The sequence below is a fragment of the Lactococcus taiwanensis genome (genome assembly GCF_017068355.1).
Taxonomy (GTDB): Bacteria; Bacillota; Bacilli; order Lactobacillales; family Streptococcaceae; genus Lactococcus; species Lactococcus taiwanensis.
In genome coordinates this window covers 513,007-530,335 of the sequence record NZ_CP070872.1, presented here as the reverse complement: position 1 = coordinate 530,335, position 17,329 = coordinate 513,007, and the positions used below count along the sequence as shown (strand labels likewise).

Genomic DNA, 17,329 nt, shown 5'->3' with positions numbered 1-17,329 from the left:
TTTAGTCCTCACTTGCTCTAGGGTCAAAGGCATCACGTAAACCGTCACCGAAGAAAATGAAAGTTAACGATAATACAGACAATACTATGGCTGGGATAATCAGCTGGAAGGGATAAAATTGTAAACTTGCAATCCCATCATTAATCAATGTACCAAGAGAAGATGTCGGAGGTTTAACCCCTAGATTAATTGCAGATAAAACTGCTTCATACATGATCATACTTGGAATATCAAACATGATTTGAACCACAATGACTCCAGAAACATTTGGCAACAAATGTTTTGTAGCGATTTTCCAAGTAGATTGTCCTAAAGTTTTTGAGGCCAAGACGAAGTCACGCTCCTTATAGGAGAGAACCATGTTCCGTACCTGCCTGGCCATCCCGGTCCATGCAAATAGACCAATCGCAATAATAATTGATGAAATCCCTTGTCCTAAGAGTAGGGCAAGCATTGTTACCACAACTAAGTTAGGTACAGATTGGATGATTTCAATGATCCGTTGCATGACCATATCGACTTTTCCGCCCATCCAGCCGGAAATAATCCCATAGGTCACCCCAATTACTAGGTCAATCAGTGCTGCAGCAAGAGCAATAATCAACGATATGCGCAAACCAACAATTGTCCGTTTAGCTAAGGAACGCCCATATTTGTCAGTCCCAAAGACATAACTCTTACCTTTTTCTACCCCTTGTTCTTGATAAACATCAGAACGGGTGGTTGAACCTGGAGCTTTAAATTCACCATTCCAAAAAGGCAAATCGCCAGAAAGTTTGGGTGGTAGATTTCCATAAACTTGCGATTTATTTGGATCAAAATAGTTCGCTTTAGATTGAGGCACAACCACAGCTGAAATGACCGAAAATACAAGAGTGATAGCAATAATCCACATTGCCACTAAAGCAACTTTATTTTTCTTAAAACGACGCCAAGCATCTTGAAAGAAACTCAGAGCTGGTTTTGCAATTTTTTCTGTTGAATCTGAACCCTTTGAACCAACAAGGGTGAAGTCTTTATTTACATTTTCCATTTTCTTCAAACCCTTTCTAGAGACGTACTCGTGGATCTACAATGGCTGTGAGAATATCCGTAACTAAGATAAACACCATTAAGATAACCGCATAAACAATAGTAGTTGCCATGATGACTGGGAAATCTTTGGCTGGGATTGAATCTACAAACTGAGAACCAATTCCAGGGATTGAAAAGATTTTTTCAATCAAAACTGAACCTGTCAATAGGTTCGCTGCCATAGGGCCAATCAAAGTCAACATAGGGATTAAAGAATTACGTAAAGCGTGTTTGTTAACTACCTCTTTCTCAGATAGTCCTTTGGCACGCGCCAACAAAATGTAATCTGAGGAGAGTGATTCAATCATTTCTGAGCGTACAAAACGCGTTACAACGGCCATTGGGGCAAAGGAAAGTGCCAAAGTAGGCATGATCGTCTGTGAAAAACTTCCCCATCCTGAAATTGGAAATAAATTCATATTAAAGCCAAAGTAAAGCAAAATTAATGTACCAATTACAAAAGAAGGAACAGAGATACCAAGCACAGAAACGAACCCGAAGATACCATCTAAAACACCATTTTTACGACGGGCAGAAGCTTTCCCCATGAAAGCTCCCAAGATTGTACCAACAATTAAAGCCTGGACACCAAGCTGCATAGAAACAGGGAGGCGTTGAGCAATCATAGTAAGAACTGGTTGATTGGTATACACAAATGAAGTACCAAAATTTCCAGTAAACATATGACCAATATAAATGAAGTATTGTTGCCATAATGGCTTATCTAAGCCATAAGCATGTTTCAAAATTTCTAACTGATCCGGAGTCAGCTTTGGATTGGAGAACGGAGTACCCGGCATGACCTGCATCATAAAGAACGTTAACGTCACAATCAAGAACAATGTGAGAAGCAAGAGTCCCAAACGTTTAAGAATATATTTAACCATAAAAAAATTTCCTAATCTAAGCGAAAAGATAGGGTTGGCAATCTGCCAATCCTAACTTTCTTGCTCTAAATCTTTGCTATTATTTGAGATAAGCTGCTTTGAAATCATAGTTCAAACCAGTTGATCCGTATACGAGTCCTTTAAGATTAGCATCACGCAGAACTGGTGTTGTACGGAAGTAAAGTGGATTGAGATTTGATTCATTGTAGAGCGCTTCTTCAGCCGCTTTGTAGTCTGCATAGTGTTTTGCAGGGTCAAGGGCATCTGTAGTTTCAGCTGCTTTAATGGCATTATCATATGTTACATTATTAATCTTACCATTATTATTTGGCCCATCTTTAACAAACAAATCAAGGAATGTTGAAGGTTCAGCATAGTCGCCACCCCAAAGTGAGATAACCATGTCAAAGTTTCCTGTCGTAGAATCATTCAAACGTTGTTTGAACGGTACTGACTTGATATTGAGTGTCAAACCAGGAAGTTGTTTTTCCCACGCTTGTTTAAGGAAAGTTGCTGAATCTTTAGATGCTGAAGTATCATCAGTTGTCAATGTCAATGTTACTTTAGTTGCACCGATTTCTTTTAGACCTTTTTCCCATGCTTCTTTAGCTGCTGCTGCATCATATTTATATGGTTGTGCGGCATATTCTGCGAAGTCTTCACCTGTATTTGTTTGAGCCATTCCAGCTGGAGTCAAACCTGTTGCTGGGTTCGAAGCTGGCGTTACAGTATCGACATATTGTTGACGGTCTGTCGCTAAATTGAAGGCTTCACGGATATTTTTATTTGCAAGTGCTTTATTTTTACCCGATTGGTTGTATTGTACGTAAGCTGTCGTCGCTTCTTTCAAAGAAACAACATCTTTGTTATCTTTATTTGCTTTGTAGAGGTCTGGATCACCAATACCCGTTTGAGCAATTTTGCCTTGTTTATATAAATTATAAGAGGTTTTAGGATCTTGAACCACTTGGAAGTCAATTTCTTTCGTCTTCACAGCACTCTTGTCCCAATAATCATCATTTTTCACAATTGAGAAAGTTTGGTTTGAACCGTTCCAACCTTTTGATTTTTCAAACTTGTAAGGACCTGAGTAAACCATCTTTTCTGAAGATGTTCCATATTGTTTACCATATTTTTCAACAACTTTTTGGTTGAGTGGGTAATAAACAGAATTGGCTGTCAGGTATTCAAAGTAAGGGGTTGGTTGTGCCAATGTAACAACAAGTGTTTTGTCATCAGTTGCTTTAACACCCAAAGTTGATTTATCAGCTTTACCTGTGTTAATCTCATTAGCATTTTTCACTGCTCCAAGAAGATAACCATACTCAGATGCTGTTGCAGGATCAACTGCACGTTGCCATGAGTAAACAAAATCTTTTGCAGTAAGTGCATCCCCATTTGACCATTTCAAACCGTCACGAAGATGGAAAGTATAGGTGAGGCCATCGTCAGATACATCAACTGATTTTGCAAGTTCTGGTTGCGCCTTACCATCTTTATCTGTACGTGTCAAACCGGCATTTGTATTACCGATGATAATATTTGAATATGTATCGGTAGCCAACGATGAATCCAGTGTTTGGATTGGTGATGTCAAGTTCCATTGAATATCTTTAGAAGATGATGATGAACTAGCGTTATTACTGCCACAAGCTGCAAGCACTGCGGCAGAGCCGAATGCTACTGTACCTAAGGTAACCTTTTTCCAAGTCTTCATGTCATTTCCCTCTTTCATGAATGATCTCTGACGTTTGTAATTTTTATTATTGTCAGAAAATTTATTATATTGGTATTATACTTAATTCAAACTAAAATGTAAAGTATAATGAATATATATTCCAAAAATTTAACATTTAAATATTTTATAGCGGAAATATTTCACAAACTTAAATATCAACCGTTTACTTTTTGAAATGTATATTGAATTTTCATCGCTGAACATTATTTTCTGAAAATTCTTTATAAAAGTATTATACTTATTCTTAACTTAATTGTCAATAAAAAAGATAAATTTTCTGAAAACTTATCTTTTTGAGTTTCTATTTGAGATAGGCCGTTTTTAGATCGTAAGATAATCCTGTGGAGTGGAATTCTAAACCTTTAATCTTGGGATTCATCAGTGCAGGATTAGCCTGAAAATCTACTGGGTTAACATATGAGCCTTGATAAAGTGCCGCTTCTGCTGCTTTATAATGCTCATCAACTTTAGCTGGACTTAAAACATCTGGTGTCGTTGTAGCTGCCTTAAATGCAGCATCATAATCTTTACTTGAGAATTTACCATCATTGTAAGATTGCCCTGTCGTAAAGAGTTGCAAGAAAGTCGAGGGTTCAGCATAATCTCCTCCCCAACCCGATAGAACTAAATCAAAGTTACCATTTTGCGCATCATTTAAACGTTGTTTAAAAGGCACTAACTTCAAATTCACTTTTAGTCCTGGTAGGGTTTGCTCGTAGGCAGTTTGCAGATAATTGGCAGTAGCTTGTGAAGGTGCTAAATCCCCAGCCGCTTCAAAGTTCAGTGTGAGCTTGGTTAAACCAACTGCTTTGAGACCTTTTTCCCATAAGGTTTTTGCTTTGGCTGGATCATAGGTATACGCTTGCTTTGCGTAAGTCGCAAAATCTTCACCTGTTGAAGTCTTACTCATTCCTGCCGGTGTAAAGCTTTTGGCAACAGTAGAGCCAGGCAGTGCTGTTTTGATTACCCCTTCGCGATTTGTGGCTAAATTAAGCGCTTCTCGAATATTTTGATTAGCAAGCGCTTTTTGAGCTTCGGGACTTGATGCATTTTTTCCTGATTGATTGTATTCAATATAATCGGTACGGGCTTGTTTAAAGACAGTATAGCCCTTGGTCTTTTCATTCGCATCAATCAAATCCGTGGTAGGAAGGAAAGTGAAGTCCAATTTACCTTGTTTGTAAAGTTGTGCTCCCGTATTAGCATTACTGATAACTTGGAAGTCAATTTGTTTAGACTTTACGGAACCTTTGTCATAATAATTGGGATTGGCATAAATTGAAAAAGTTTTGTTTGTCCCCGTCCATCCTTTGTCAGATTTAAACATATAGGGACCATTGTAAACCGTTTTATCCGAAGAAGTTCCGTATTGTTTGCCATATTTTTCGACAACTTTTTCATCTAAAGGATAATAAACTGCTTGTGAGAGCAAGAATTTAAAATATGGGGTGGGTTGGGCTAACGTGACCGTAAGGCTTGTTTCACTATCTGCTTTTACACCAAGTTTATCTACTGTGGCTTTTCCTGCGATAATCTCATTTGCATTTGAAAGAGCACCTAGCAGGTAGGCATATTCTGAACCTGTTTTTGGATTAACAGCACGCTGCCAAGCGTAAACAAAATCTTTAGCAGTTAGCTTATCACCGTTTGACCACTTCAGATGATCACGCAATGTAATCTTATAGGTCAAGCCGTCTTTAGAGACATCAATAGCTTTAGCCAGTGCTAATGCAGCATCTCCTTTAGCATCTACGCGGGTCAAACCTTCTTCTACATTTCCAGCAATGGTGTAAGAATATTGATCTGTCAGGATCGTTGAATCAAGTGAAGCCACATCGGTTGGAATCGAGAATTTAATCGTTTTATCTTGGCTCTCTTTTGAACTTCCGCAAGCCACAAGCACAAGTGTGGTGAGCAAAGCAACCGTGGTTAATCCAATAGTTTGTCCTTTTTTCATATCGTTTCTCCTCAAATTTCTCACAGTAGTTTTCTCATTTTTCTGAAAATTTAACTGTGGGAATATTATACCCTCTTCTTTTTCAATTGTCAATAATTATACTGTATTTTCTGATAATTTCGCGTAAAAAAAACTACTGACAGGTCGGTCAGTAGTTTTTTATACTTTTAAACAAGTTTATCAACAATCGCTGACAGCTTCATGCTATTAGACCCTTTAAAAAGGACTTGATCCTGAGGTTCAATTTCCTCAAGTAAGGCTTTTTCTAAGTCTGGCAACGACGAGAAGTAGCTGACAGGTTGGTCAGTAGCGCTGTCTGCAAGATTTTTCATCAGCGGACCATACAAATAAACCCGATCCAGTTTTGTAAAATCTAAAGTGTCCAGAAGGCCTTTATGAAGCTCTGGAGCAGTTGGTCCAAGCTCTAACATATCTGCTAAAACTGCAATTTTACGCCCTTTTTCATTTTTAGGAATACTTTGAAAGGTTTCTAGAATAAGTCGCATGGCTGTAGGGTTAGCGTTATAGACGTCACTAAGTAAGTCAGCGCCATTTTTCGCTTTCTTCCATTCGGTACGATTTCTTGTGAGATTAACGTTCTCCAGTGCACTTTTAATCTTTGCCTCACTAATCCCATAATGCTGACCAACGTAAGCAGCTAGCATCGCATTGGTAGCATTGTATTTTCCAGGCACTGGGATAGTGATTTCGGTGTTGAGGAAATTTGTTTCAAAGGTCAGACGATCTTTATGTTCAATTAATTTCGTAAGATAAAGCTCCTCCCCTGAAACACCAAAACGTGTAATTTTTTGGTTTTCCGGGATATAAGCGTTAATGATTGGATCTGCTGGCGCAATTAATTCACCATGCAAACCAGCCGTGATTCCCATCTTCCCTTTTGCAATGTTTTCTCTACTTCCCATAAATTCGAGGTGAGCTTCACCAATTAAGGTAATCACTGCAAGTTCTGGTTGGGCAAGTTGAGACAGAAAATCAATGTCACCTGGATGATCCATCCCCATCTCTAAAACAAGCTTTTCAGTTGCTTCAGGCATGTGCAAAATAGTGTAGGGCAAACCTATCTCATTATTGTGATTTCCTTGAGTTTTGTAGGTCATGAAGTCTTGAGCTAAAACAGAGGCAATCATATCTTTTGTTGTTGTTTTTCCATTTGAACCGGTCACTGCAATAACTGGAACTTTTGTTTTTTCCAGATAATATTTGGCTAATTTTTGAAAAGCTTTCAAATTATCCTCAACCAAAAGATGAGGCTCAGGCACCGTTTTTTCTGAAAAAGTCAGCTGCGCCCCCTTTTCAAAAGCAGTGGAGATAAAATCATGGCCATCTCTGGCACCTTGTAGAGGCAAAAAGAGATCACCCGCCTCAATAAGACGGCTATCAAACTCTATTTTGTGAAGAGGCACATCTGGCAGTTGGGTGTAGTCATTTTGCGCGTTAATTACTTGGGCAATTTCGTGAGTAGTCAGTTTCATAGTGTCTCCATTATAACACGTTTGAGACAAAAAAAGCCCGCCAACACTCGTTGACAAACTTACATCAATCATTACTGACCGCTCGGTCAGCAGCCTTTTAAACCTTTTTATTAAACTAAGTGTTGCTCACGAATCTCAAAGGCTGATTTGGCCAAATCCACTAATTTTTCAATCAGCTCAGAATAAGTCAGCCCCATATTTTCCCAAAGTAACGGATACATTGACCACTGGGTGAATCCAGGGATAGCATTAATTTCATTGAGATAAATATTTTCTTCTTTGGTGACAAAGAAATCACAGCGTGATAAGCCTGTACCATTGACAGCTTTATATGCCTTTACAGCATAAGCTTGCATTTTTTCTGACAATTCGGCAGAGATTTTTGCTGGGATGTCCATTTGAATTTTATTATCAATATACTTAGAATTATAGTCATAAAACGCAACATCTTTGACTACTTCACCTGGTTGCGTCGCAGAAACTTCTCCACCATTTCCCAATACGGCACACTCGATTTCACGTGCTTCTACACCTTGTTCAATCACTACTCGGTTGTCATATTTGTAGGCTTCCATCAAAGCGGGTTGTAAACTTACGAGGTCGTCAACTTTTGAAATGCCCACACTTGACCCCATGTTGGCTGGTTTTACAAAAACAGGAAATTGTAATTTTTTTACTACTTCTTCACAAATCATTGCTTGATTTTCGTCAGCAAAAGCTGCCACATAAGGGACCTGAGGCACACCAACAGCTTCGAACACATGCTTAGCCAAGAGTTTATCCATTGTACTAGCTGCAGATAAAATATTCGGTCCAACATATGCCAAACGCAAAATTTCCAAGAAGCCTTGAATTGAGCCGTCCTCACCCATTGGTCCATGTAAAACAGGAAAGACGATGGCCCCTTTTTCATAGATTGCCGCAGGCGAAATGACTGCTTCATCTTTAAGGCTGTCATTGGTCATTAATTTTTCATCGGCGGCTGGCGTTTCAGTAAATTCTTGCGTTTTAACGAAGTCACCTGCTTGAGTAATAAAGTAAGTCTTAACTACAAAGCGCTCATAATTTACCGCACGCATTACAGATTCGGCAGATAAGACTGACACTTCGCGTTCAGCTGAACGACCACCATACAACAAAATCAACGTTTCTTTTGACATAATTTTTCCTTTTTATATAACTGACAGCTCTGTCAGTAAATCTGAAGCCTTTCTCAAGGGTTGATGAACCATTTGCTTGGCCAATCATCACTTTTAAAAGACCCTTACTTATTTTTCCATTTTACCACAGTAAATATTAAATTTCCATTCTATTTTCTACAGCTTTGGATAGAGTGATTTCATCAGCGTATTCGATATCAGAGCCTACCGCTAGACCTCGCGCTAATCGTGTCACTTTTATGCCTGCGGGTTTAATCATCCGTGCTAGATACATCGCGGTTGCCTCACCATCTGAGGTGGCATTTGTGGCGATGATAATTTCAGAAACCTCCGAATCCATTAGTCGTGTTATCAAGCTTTTGACATTAATTTCATCTGGTGAGATTCCATTCATTGGACTAATCGTTCCGTGTAAAACGTGATACAGGCCACGGTATTCACGGATTTTTTCCATAGCCAAAACATCTTTGGATTCTTCCACAACTAAAATGGTCGTTTTATCCCGCATCGGATCAGTACAGATTGCACAGGGATCTTTTTCAGTCAAATTTCCACATATCGAACAAAAGCGCAGATCACGTTTTGCTGACAGAAGATTTTTAGCAAATTCATTGACCTCTTGATCTTCCATGCCAATTGTATAAAAAGCCAACCGAGTGGCTGTTTTCTGCCCAATACCTGGTAATTTTGAAAAAGATTCGATCAACTTCGCTATAGGTTCTGGATAATACATGCTTCTCCTTTTATGGATTAAGTTATGAGCTTCACAAATGGGGAACCTCCCCTCGTGATTACTCGCAAAGGAAACGATATCCGAACAATACAAAATTGTTCGGATGATCTTATTATTTACACTTATTTAAAGTGGTAGCGATCTTGGTATAACTTCGTGATACCAGCTACGATATTTTGATTTGCTTTAGTTCCGCTAGAAGCGTTGGCTTCAGTATTGTCAGGGATGACCACACTTATTGCAATTTGCGGGTTGCTTGATGGCGCATAAGCCACAGCATTATTTGCTGTTAGGATTGCTGTTGAACCATCAGCTAAGGTCACTTCACGTTCTGATGTACCCGTCTTCCCAGAGACTTCAACATCAACACCGTTATTCATGGAGCGACCTGTGGTGTAACCATCTGTACCATGGACAACTTGATACATCCCTTGGTGAAGAACATCCATATTATCTGGGGTGATATTGACTTTATCCATGATTTTAGGTGTAATATTTTTTACCAATTTACCCATTGTACCGTCAGAATTACTATCATAAACACCTTCCACAATATGAGGAGAAATCCGAGTTCCATTATTCGCTATTGTAGCCGCATAAACTGCTAATTGAAGAGGAGTATAGTTATCATACTGACCAAAAGATTCAAACAAGACATTTACCCCAGCAGCTGCATCCGAAGTGGCTGAAGGCAGGTAACCTGTTGATTCTCCTGGAATATCAAGCCCTGTCGCTGCTCCTAGACCATAAGAAGCATATGCCTTACGCAATTCTTCGTAAGCTTTAACTCGATTACTATCATCTAAAGCTTGACCAGCTTGCGTATAAGGTGCACCCATCATACGCATTGCCAACTGCATCATGTAAGTATTTGATGAGTACTGCAATGCTTGCACAGCTGTCAGTGGCATAGCACCAGCATCTCCCCACCAGTCGTTAATCGCTGGTGTCCCTTTAAATTTGATGGATTGAGCGTTAAGTGTGTCGTTTCCTGAAATCACACCCGCATCCCAAGCTGCAGTCAATGTCCCCATTTTAACGACAGAACCTGGCGTAAAGACACTCTGGAAGGTCCCGTTAGTGTACTCGCTGATTGCACCAGTATCCGGATCTCGACTGTAGCCAGACAGTGCTAAGATTCCTCCCGTTTTCACATCTAATACAACAGCATAAGCACCTCTATTATAGGCTCCATACCCACCCGCGATGAGTTCATCCAATTGAGATTTTACAAGATTATTAACATCGTTTTGGAAATCCAGATCAACCGTTAACTTGAGGTCGTTGCCACGTTTTCCTTCTTGAATAGTTTTAGTTCCAGAAACGTCACCGTTCTTATCAAACTGTACTTTACTGATACTGTGTGTCCCTTGAAGTTCACTTTCGTAGCCTTTTTCGATAAAGCCAGTACCTACGCGGTCATTACGTTGGTAGCCTTTTTTGAGATAGGCATCCAATTCTTCGGCTGGCACCCCCGCTTTTTGAGAAGTTATCGTCCCCATGATCGGTGTCAATGAGTTTTCCGCATAGCTACGATCCCACGATGTTCCAATGGTAATGCCAGGGAGATCACTCTCATGCTCAGCAATCGTCGCCTGTTGTTCCGCAGTAATACTTCCTGTTGCAATCATCGTGGTATTAAAGGTCGTTGTACTATTCATTTCCTTAAACAACTTAGCTGCAAAGGTTTGTTCTTCTGTGAAGTTTAAATCACTTTCTTTGACTTTACTTAACTCAACATTATAAATATCTGTCCCAGATAGATCATTACCTTGATCATCAGTCTTTTCTTTTTTAGTCAGACTCTCTGAAATTTTTTCAAGATTTTTAGCATCCGCTAAGTAATAGTCTTTTTTATCTCTTGTTGTCAAAGTACCGACATCAATTGTGTTTGGTAAAATTGTAGCAAGCTTGTCTGCAACTTGACGCATTTCACTCGCAGTGGCATTTTGGCTACGGGTAAATTCTACAGCCTGAACAGGCGTCGTCGTTGCTAGTGGTTTACCATTCGCATCATAAATATTTCCGCGAGGTGCTCCTTGAACAATCTGGACATTTCCACCTGAACTCACAGATTTCTCTGCATAGTAATCTGCATTTAAGACTTGCATATGAAAAAGTTTCCCAATCAAAACCATGAACAAGACAAAAATGACGAAAAATAGGATATTTACTCGTGCTGGAATAGATTTTGCAGGATGTCTCATGACTTTTTTTTCTTTAGGTGTGGCCTTTTTACTTGGTGTTTTCTTCTCAGTGTTTCTTTTTATATTTGCCATTTCAACTCCATGGATGATTTTTTGCGAGTAATTCACCCACAAATTTTATACTTAAACATTTTACCACATTTATGAAAACTTTTCCTTATAATTTCTGATTACTTCCAGTTTAATCAAGTCTTGATGTTTTCGCAAGCAAAATGACTAACAAGAAGGGAATTAAAATAAAAAAACCTGCTTTTTGAGCAGGTTTAATACTTATTTATTAAGCTTGTTTTGGTGCCAAGTAGTATTCGTCAGTAACATTCAAATTATCATCAAATTCAAACACAAGTGGTGGGAAGTTAGGGATTTCAACATCCATAATTTCGTCATCAGACAATTTTTTGATTTGTTTAACAAGGGCACGGATTGAATTACCATGCGCACCAACGAAGACGTTTTTGCCTTCTTTCAATGCTGGAGCGATTTGGTCTTCCCAGAAAGGAAGAGCGCGTTCCAAGGTAACTTTAAGGTTTTCAGCATCAGGAATCAATGAATCTTCAAGTCCAGCATAACGACGATCGCCATGTGCTGAATATTGGTCGTCATGATCCATTGCAGGTGGCAATACATCATATGAACGACGCCAGATATGAACTTGTTCATCGCCATGTTTCGCTGCAGCATCCGCTTTATTCAAACCTGTCAAACCACCGTAGTGACGTTCGTTCAAGCGCCATGATTTAACAACTGGTACCCAAAGTTGGTCTGAGTATTCAAGCGCAAGGTTTGTTGTTTTGATCGCACGTTTCAAAACAGATGTGTAAGCAATATCAAATTCGATGCCTGCTTCTTTAATCAATTTACCAGCTTCAATCGCTTGTTTTGTTCCGTTTTCTGAAAGATCTACGTCAGCCCAACCTGTGAAAAGGTTAGCAAGATTCCATTCAGATTCACCATGACGTGCAAATACTAATTTTGGCATTATATGTATCTCCGTTTGTTTTATTTACTTGAACGAAAACAAGTTCGTTCATTTACAAAGTTAATTTTACTATAAAATTTGCTTTTTTTCTAGCTCTAATTTTATGTAAGCCTTTTTATTACTAGGTTTTTGTTTAAAAAATTTACTGACGAAGCTGTCAGTAAATTTTTTCCTATTTAAAACTTATAATTTTCAAAATAGACTTCAAGACTGCGCTTATAAGAAACAGCAGCGTTTGATAAAAGATGACCCCGATGTTTCACAAGAATTAGGCTATTGCCGTTATCTCCTGCCATTGGCACCACGGTAACATTGTGTACACTGGCTTTATCAATAAATCCCAAACCTGTCGCATAGGCATCTGTCCGTTCCAAAATCCCATTTAGACTCGCGCGGTCCGTCACATTGTAAATTAAAGTATTTTCAAAGGTCTCGACCAAGTCTTCCGAATAATACAAGAATTGTTCATTTTCTTGAGTAAAACGCACACGGTCTAGTGGTTTTAAATCTTGGGCTGAAATAGCTGTCCGATTGGCCAAAGGGTGATCCTTGCGGATATAAATATGCGTTTGGGAGAGAAAAATCTCCTCATAGTCAAGCTCCAGCTTATTTAACATCCGTAAAATCCCCGAGCGATTTTGCTTATTAAGGTAAACCACGCCCAACTCACTATGCCCTTGGGCAACTTCTTGTAAAATATTGTAGGTGGTAGATTCAAAAATACGAAAGTTTTTAATTTCAGGATTTTTCTTTGCGAATTCTACTGCTACAGGTGCCAAAAAATCATAGTGCTGACTAGCTACAGAGAATGTTTTGTCAGATTCTTTAGGTTTGGAATACTTTGATTCAAATGATTCAAAGTTTCGCAAAACGGTTTGTGCTTGTTCATAAAACCGTTCTCCCTCGATGGTCAAGGTTGCACCAGTATTAGTCCGTTCGAAAATTTGAAAGCCTAATTCTTGTTCCAAATCCTTTACAGCAATTGACATAGAAGGCTGACTGACAAAAAGTTGTTCAGAAGCTTCACGAAAAGTCCCACTGTTAGCAATCGCCACGACGTAACGAAGTTGTTTAATATTCATATCATAAATCCTTAGTTTTTTACAAAAAAAGTGTATAGGATGATTATACACTTTTTCAACTTATTTTGTAGCTTTGATGATAGCGTCTGTATAGAGTGCCATTTCCTTTTTAGCCGCTGTTGGCCCTCCAAAGAAATAGACTTTATCATAGTCCATTGTAACGACATGCCCCTCTTTTACGGCTTTTAAGTTTTTCCAAGCAGGATTATTTTCAAGCGCCGTATATTGAGCTTTATCTTTATCTGCAAAATCCACAAAAAGGTAGTCCGCATCAAAGGCTGCTAAACTTTCTGCATTGACTTCAGCATAGCCAACCCCTTTTGAGAGTTCTGCCATTTTAGTAGATTGCTTGAAGCCGAGACCTGTTGTCAGCGCCTGTCCACCCCGAGCAAAATTATCGCCAAAGGCATAAATTTTATCGCCTTGTAGCTCCAGAAGCGAAATGGTGTTTTTCGAAGGCACAATAGCCTGCTTGGCCAATTTTTCTTTCTGCATCTTGGCTTCTTTCTTGAAATCAGCTAAAAAACTAGCTTTTTCGTCTTCACGATTTAACAATTTAGCAAAATAATCAAGGGAGGCATTCATACCAGAAAGTTTTTGATAATTGACAAGGACAGTAGGAGCAATCTTTTCGTAATCAGCAACTTGATCTTTATCTACGGTAATGATAAGGTCAGGATCTTGCGCAATTAATTTCTCCAAATTGAACTTTGGAGCACCGAGATCCACCATATTTTTCTTCTGGCTCGAAGAGAGAAAGGTATTTGGGTAAGCCCATGAGTCGGTTCCGACAACATTTGCTCCCAAAGAAGCTACTTCATCAGGATAATTTTGCACTGCAATTCGCTTAGGATGAGCAGGAACCTTAACATCTCCATTTAACGCATGGAAGGTGACGGTTTTCTCCGATGAAGCTGATTTTTCTGATGAAGAATTTGTGGAACAAGCAGCTAAGGTAACTAGAGCTCCAGCAGCGATAAGTGTTGTAAGTATTTTCTTCAAGAGTTTCTCCTCTATATATAATGAGCTTGATGAAAGCAAGCTTTTTATTTTTATAAACAATTTGTCCTTAACAAATTGATTTCTTAAACTTTTTGGATGAGATAAATATAGTACGGGGCACCTATAAAGGCAACAACAAAGCCTAAAGGAAGGCTTGAAGGCGCAATGATCATCTGTGAGACCACATCGGCAAAACAAAGAATAATCATACCTGATAAAGCGGTAGCCACCAATCTACGTCGCGGCCGAAAGCCTACAATTTCGCGTGCAATATGAGGTGCAATTAGACCTACAAAAGCAAGACCACCCACTAAAAGTACCCCTACAGAAGCAAAAAGGAGGGCCAGAAAATAAAGCTGAATCTTTGTCTTCTTTACTTCTATTCCCAAAACAACTGCCATTTCTTCGCCAAGCGCAAGAATTTCCATTTTTTTGAAATAAAAGGGGAGTACTGACAGGCCTATCAGCAATAAAATGAAGCAAATTAGCAAATAAGTACTGCCTGTTTGCCATATATCACCCGATAACCATACCGCCACCTTTTGAAAATCAAAGGCATTGACTGATAATTGTCCTAGGGTTATCAATGCTTGGAAAAAAGCCGTAATGGCAATCCCCGTCAATAAAACTCGCACAGAGCTGACATTTTTACGAAGCGCAAAAAAGTAGATTAAGGCAAAAGCAAGGAGGGCCCCAAGGAGGGCAAATATCGGATAAGAAAAATTCCATGTCCCGGTGAGTTTAAAATGATCCGCAATGAGCAAAAATGCCACACTACCTGCTGAAGCACCGGAAGTAATCCCAATTGTTCCACTATCCGCTAAGGGATTTTCCGTGATGGATTGAATGATAAAACCCGCGATAGATAAGGCAATCCCAGCTGACAGCACTGTCAGTAAACGTGGTAAGCGAAAATTTGGAATTAAAAGCGCTAAAATTTGACCATTTGTTGAAAACTGGGTGAGATTGATGACTATAAGCAGCACCAACACACCAATAAGGGCTAAAAATCGTTTTTTCATTTGGCCTCCTTCGTGATGATCCACAAAAAGAAAGGAGCGCCCAGAAGCATTGTCAGGCTTCCTGCAGGAAATTCGTAAGGTTTAAACAAATTTCGCGCTGCAAGGTCTGCCATTACAAGGAGTAAACATCCTGCCAAAACAGATAAAACAATGGTTTGCCAAAAGTTATTTCGTACAAAGCGCTTAGCAATATGCGGAGCGATTAGCCCGACAAAACTGATGACACCTACCGCTGCCACAGTCACCCCTGATGCAAGAGCGACCAAAAGCATAATAATCAAACGGACACGATTGACGGAAACACCAAGTGAAGTCGCCATTTCATCTCCAAATGTGAGCAATTTGATTTGATTTGAAAATAGAAAAAGTAACAGCAAAAAAATCACACTGACAACCGCCATCAGTTCTACCTTCATTTGTGTCACTCCTGAAAACGAGCCCACAATCCACAAAAAATAAGACTGGGTATGATGCGTGGCAAACGTAAGTGAACTAGCTAAACTAGTAGCAAAAAGACCTACTGAGGTTCCGACTAAGACAACTTTGAGTGGCTGAAAGTGCGTCCGTGCAGTTAAGAGCATAACGATGCATAGCGCTAAAAAAGCACCTAGAGCGGAGACAAGAGTGGAAACACTATCATTTGTTGATAAGCCAAAGGTTAACAAGACCGATAGCGCAAGACTTGAGCCACCCGAAATCCCTAGTGTCGCCATCTCAGCAATAGGATTACGTGTCATAATCTGAACGAGAAAACCACTGATAGCCAGCAAAAACCCTGTCAAATACAGGCTAAGTAACCTAGGGACACGTAGCTGTAAAACCATTTCATTGGCTGACAGCTCGGTCAGTGGAACGTTTTTATTTCCTAGCATCAAATAGAGGACTGATAAAAAAAGTAAAGAAAAAACTAGGGCTAAAAAGATGAGCATAAAACGTTTTCTAGGCATCTCTCACCCCAGTAATCATCAAACTTTTTGTAAACGTATCACATCCTAAAGTCACATCCAAGCCAAAGCATTCCTTGAGGGTCTGTTCTGTAAAGAGTGCCTCAACGGTCCCTTGAGCGACAACGCGCCCCGCTTTAAGAAGAATTAAGTTGTCCGCAAACCGCGCAGCATGATTCAGATCATGTATCACATACACCACAGTCTTATGATGCTTGGTTGCCAGCTCTTTGAGTAGACATAAAATATCAAGTTGGTGAACTAGATCCAGATAAGTCGTTGGCTCATCCAACAAAATAATCTCACTATCTTGTGCTAAAATCATCGTGATAAACACGCGCTGACGCTGACCACCTGATAGAGTTGCTACTTTTTGATCTCGTACTTCCCAGATATTCGTTTCACGCATCAAAAGTTCAACAAAAGCTTCATCTTCTTTTGATAAGTGTTGTTGCATTAACTTTTGATGGGGAAAGCGTCCTAAGCTTACAAGTTCTTGGACGGTAATATCTGCTGGGGCTGTTACGGACTGTGGTAGGAGGGCTAAAACACGCGCAATCTCGCGATGCGAGAGTTTTGTCAGAGGTTGATCGTTAAAAACCACCTCACCTGCTCCTTTAATCAGTCGCCCCAACACCTTTAATAGTGTAGACTTCCCTGAGCCATTGATGCCCAGTATAGCTGTCGTTTTACCTTTTTCAATCGACAGCGTTACGTTTTTCAATACCTGCTCTTTTCCATAGCACACATTGATATTTTTCGCACCAAAATACATCGTTTTCTTTCCTCTTCACAACGGTTGGTTTATAGCTAAAGAGCTGATCCACCGTAGTCCCCAAAGTATGCGCTAGCTTAAAAGCTAGGGTTAATTCGGGGTCGTATTTATCATTTTCAATCGCATTAATCGTCTGCCGCGAGACGTGAGCGATATGAGCGACATCCTCTTGTGAAAGATGAAGTTGACGGCGTAATTCGCGGATTTTATTTTCCATGTTATCCCTTCTCATCTAAGTTTTTTATTTTCAGTCGTTATAAAGCAGTTTCAAATTTC

At 39.5% G+C, this 17,329-nt stretch carries 15 protein-coding genes; all 15 read right to left on the bottom strand.

What is annotated here, in order from left to right; genetic code table 11:
* Position 1 precedes the first annotated feature (1 nt).
* Entirely contained in the window at positions 2-1,033 is a 1,032-nt protein-coding gene (locus tag JW886_RS02665; protein WP_075524833.1) for an ABC transporter permease, read from the bottom strand.
* A gap of 16 nt (positions 1,034-1,049) precedes the next feature.
* A complete protein-coding gene (locus tag JW886_RS02660; RefSeq protein ID WP_075524834.1) occupies positions 1,050-1,961 on the bottom strand; it encodes an ABC transporter permease in 912 nt (303 codons plus the stop codon).
* 79 nt (positions 1,962-2,040) lie between these two features.
* On the bottom strand, positions 2,041-3,678 hold the full coding sequence (locus JW886_RS02655; RefSeq protein ID WP_075524923.1) for a peptide ABC transporter substrate-binding protein: 1,638 nt from the start codon (positions 3,676-3,678) through the stop codon (positions 2,041-2,043).
* A gap of 322 nt (positions 3,679-4,000) precedes the next feature.
* Positions 4,001-5,656 carry a peptide ABC transporter substrate-binding protein gene (locus JW886_RS02650; RefSeq protein ID WP_205872253.1) on the bottom strand — a complete coding sequence of 552 codons (1,656 nt, stop codon included), beginning with the start codon at positions 5,654-5,656 and terminating at the stop codon, positions 4,001-4,003.
* A 167-nt stretch (positions 5,657-5,823) separates the two neighbouring features.
* A complete protein-coding gene (locus JW886_RS02645) occupies positions 5,824-7,149 on the bottom strand; it encodes a UDP-N-acetylmuramoyl-tripeptide--D-alanyl-D-alanine ligase (RefSeq protein WP_205872252.1) in 1,326 nt (441 codons plus the stop codon).
* Positions 7,150-7,259: 110 nt separating this feature from the next.
* On the bottom strand, positions 7,260-8,309 hold the full coding sequence (locus JW886_RS02640; protein WP_200407047.1) for a D-alanine--D-alanine ligase: 1,050 nt from the start codon (positions 8,307-8,309) through the stop codon (positions 7,260-7,262).
* Positions 8,310-8,445: 136 nt separating this feature from the next.
* On the bottom strand, positions 8,446-9,042 hold the full coding sequence (gene recR, locus JW886_RS02635) for a recombination mediator RecR (RefSeq protein WP_075524838.1): 597 nt from the start codon (positions 9,040-9,042) through the stop codon (positions 8,446-8,448).
* A gap of 122 nt (positions 9,043-9,164) precedes the next feature.
* Complete coding sequence (locus JW886_RS02630; RefSeq protein WP_205872251.1) at positions 9,165-11,321, bottom strand: penicillin-binding transpeptidase domain-containing protein; 2,157 nt, start codon at positions 11,319-11,321, stop codon at positions 9,165-9,167.
* Between the two features lie 205 nt (positions 11,322-11,526).
* On the bottom strand, positions 11,527-12,228 hold the full coding sequence (locus JW886_RS02625; protein ID WP_075524840.1) for a phosphoglycerate mutase: 702 nt from the start codon (positions 12,226-12,228) through the stop codon (positions 11,527-11,529).
* A 176-nt stretch (positions 12,229-12,404) separates the two neighbouring features.
* Entirely contained in the window at positions 12,405-13,310 is a 906-nt protein-coding gene (locus JW886_RS02620) for a LysR family transcriptional regulator (RefSeq protein WP_075524841.1), read from the bottom strand.
* 60 nt (positions 13,311-13,370) lie between these two features.
* Positions 13,371-14,312, bottom strand: a complete 942-nt coding sequence (locus JW886_RS02615) for an iron-hydroxamate ABC transporter substrate-binding protein (protein ID WP_205872250.1) — start codon at positions 14,310-14,312, stop codon at positions 13,371-13,373.
* A gap of 83 nt (positions 14,313-14,395) precedes the next feature.
* Positions 14,396-15,334, bottom strand: coding sequence for a FecCD family ABC transporter permease (locus tag JW886_RS02610; RefSeq protein WP_205872249.1), 939 nt, complete (start codon positions 15,332-15,334; stop codon positions 14,396-14,398).
* Positions 15,331-16,281: an iron ABC transporter permease gene (locus JW886_RS02605; protein ID WP_075524844.1), complete on the bottom strand. Its 951-nt coding sequence runs from the start codon at positions 16,279-16,281 to the stop codon at positions 15,331-15,333. The genes JW886_RS02610 and JW886_RS02605 overlap by 4 nt, the downstream gene beginning before the upstream one ends.
* Positions 16,274-17,053, bottom strand: a complete 780-nt coding sequence (locus JW886_RS02600; protein WP_205872248.1) for an ABC transporter ATP-binding protein — start codon at positions 17,051-17,053, stop codon at positions 16,274-16,276. Before JW886_RS02600 ends, JW886_RS02605 begins: the two co-directional genes overlap by 8 nt.
* Positions 16,977-17,270, bottom strand: coding sequence for a helix-turn-helix transcriptional regulator (locus tag JW886_RS02595; RefSeq protein ID WP_075524846.1), 294 nt, complete (start codon positions 17,268-17,270; stop codon positions 16,977-16,979). The genes JW886_RS02600 and JW886_RS02595 overlap by 77 nt, the downstream gene beginning before the upstream one ends.
* Positions 17,271-17,329 lie beyond the last annotated feature (59 nt).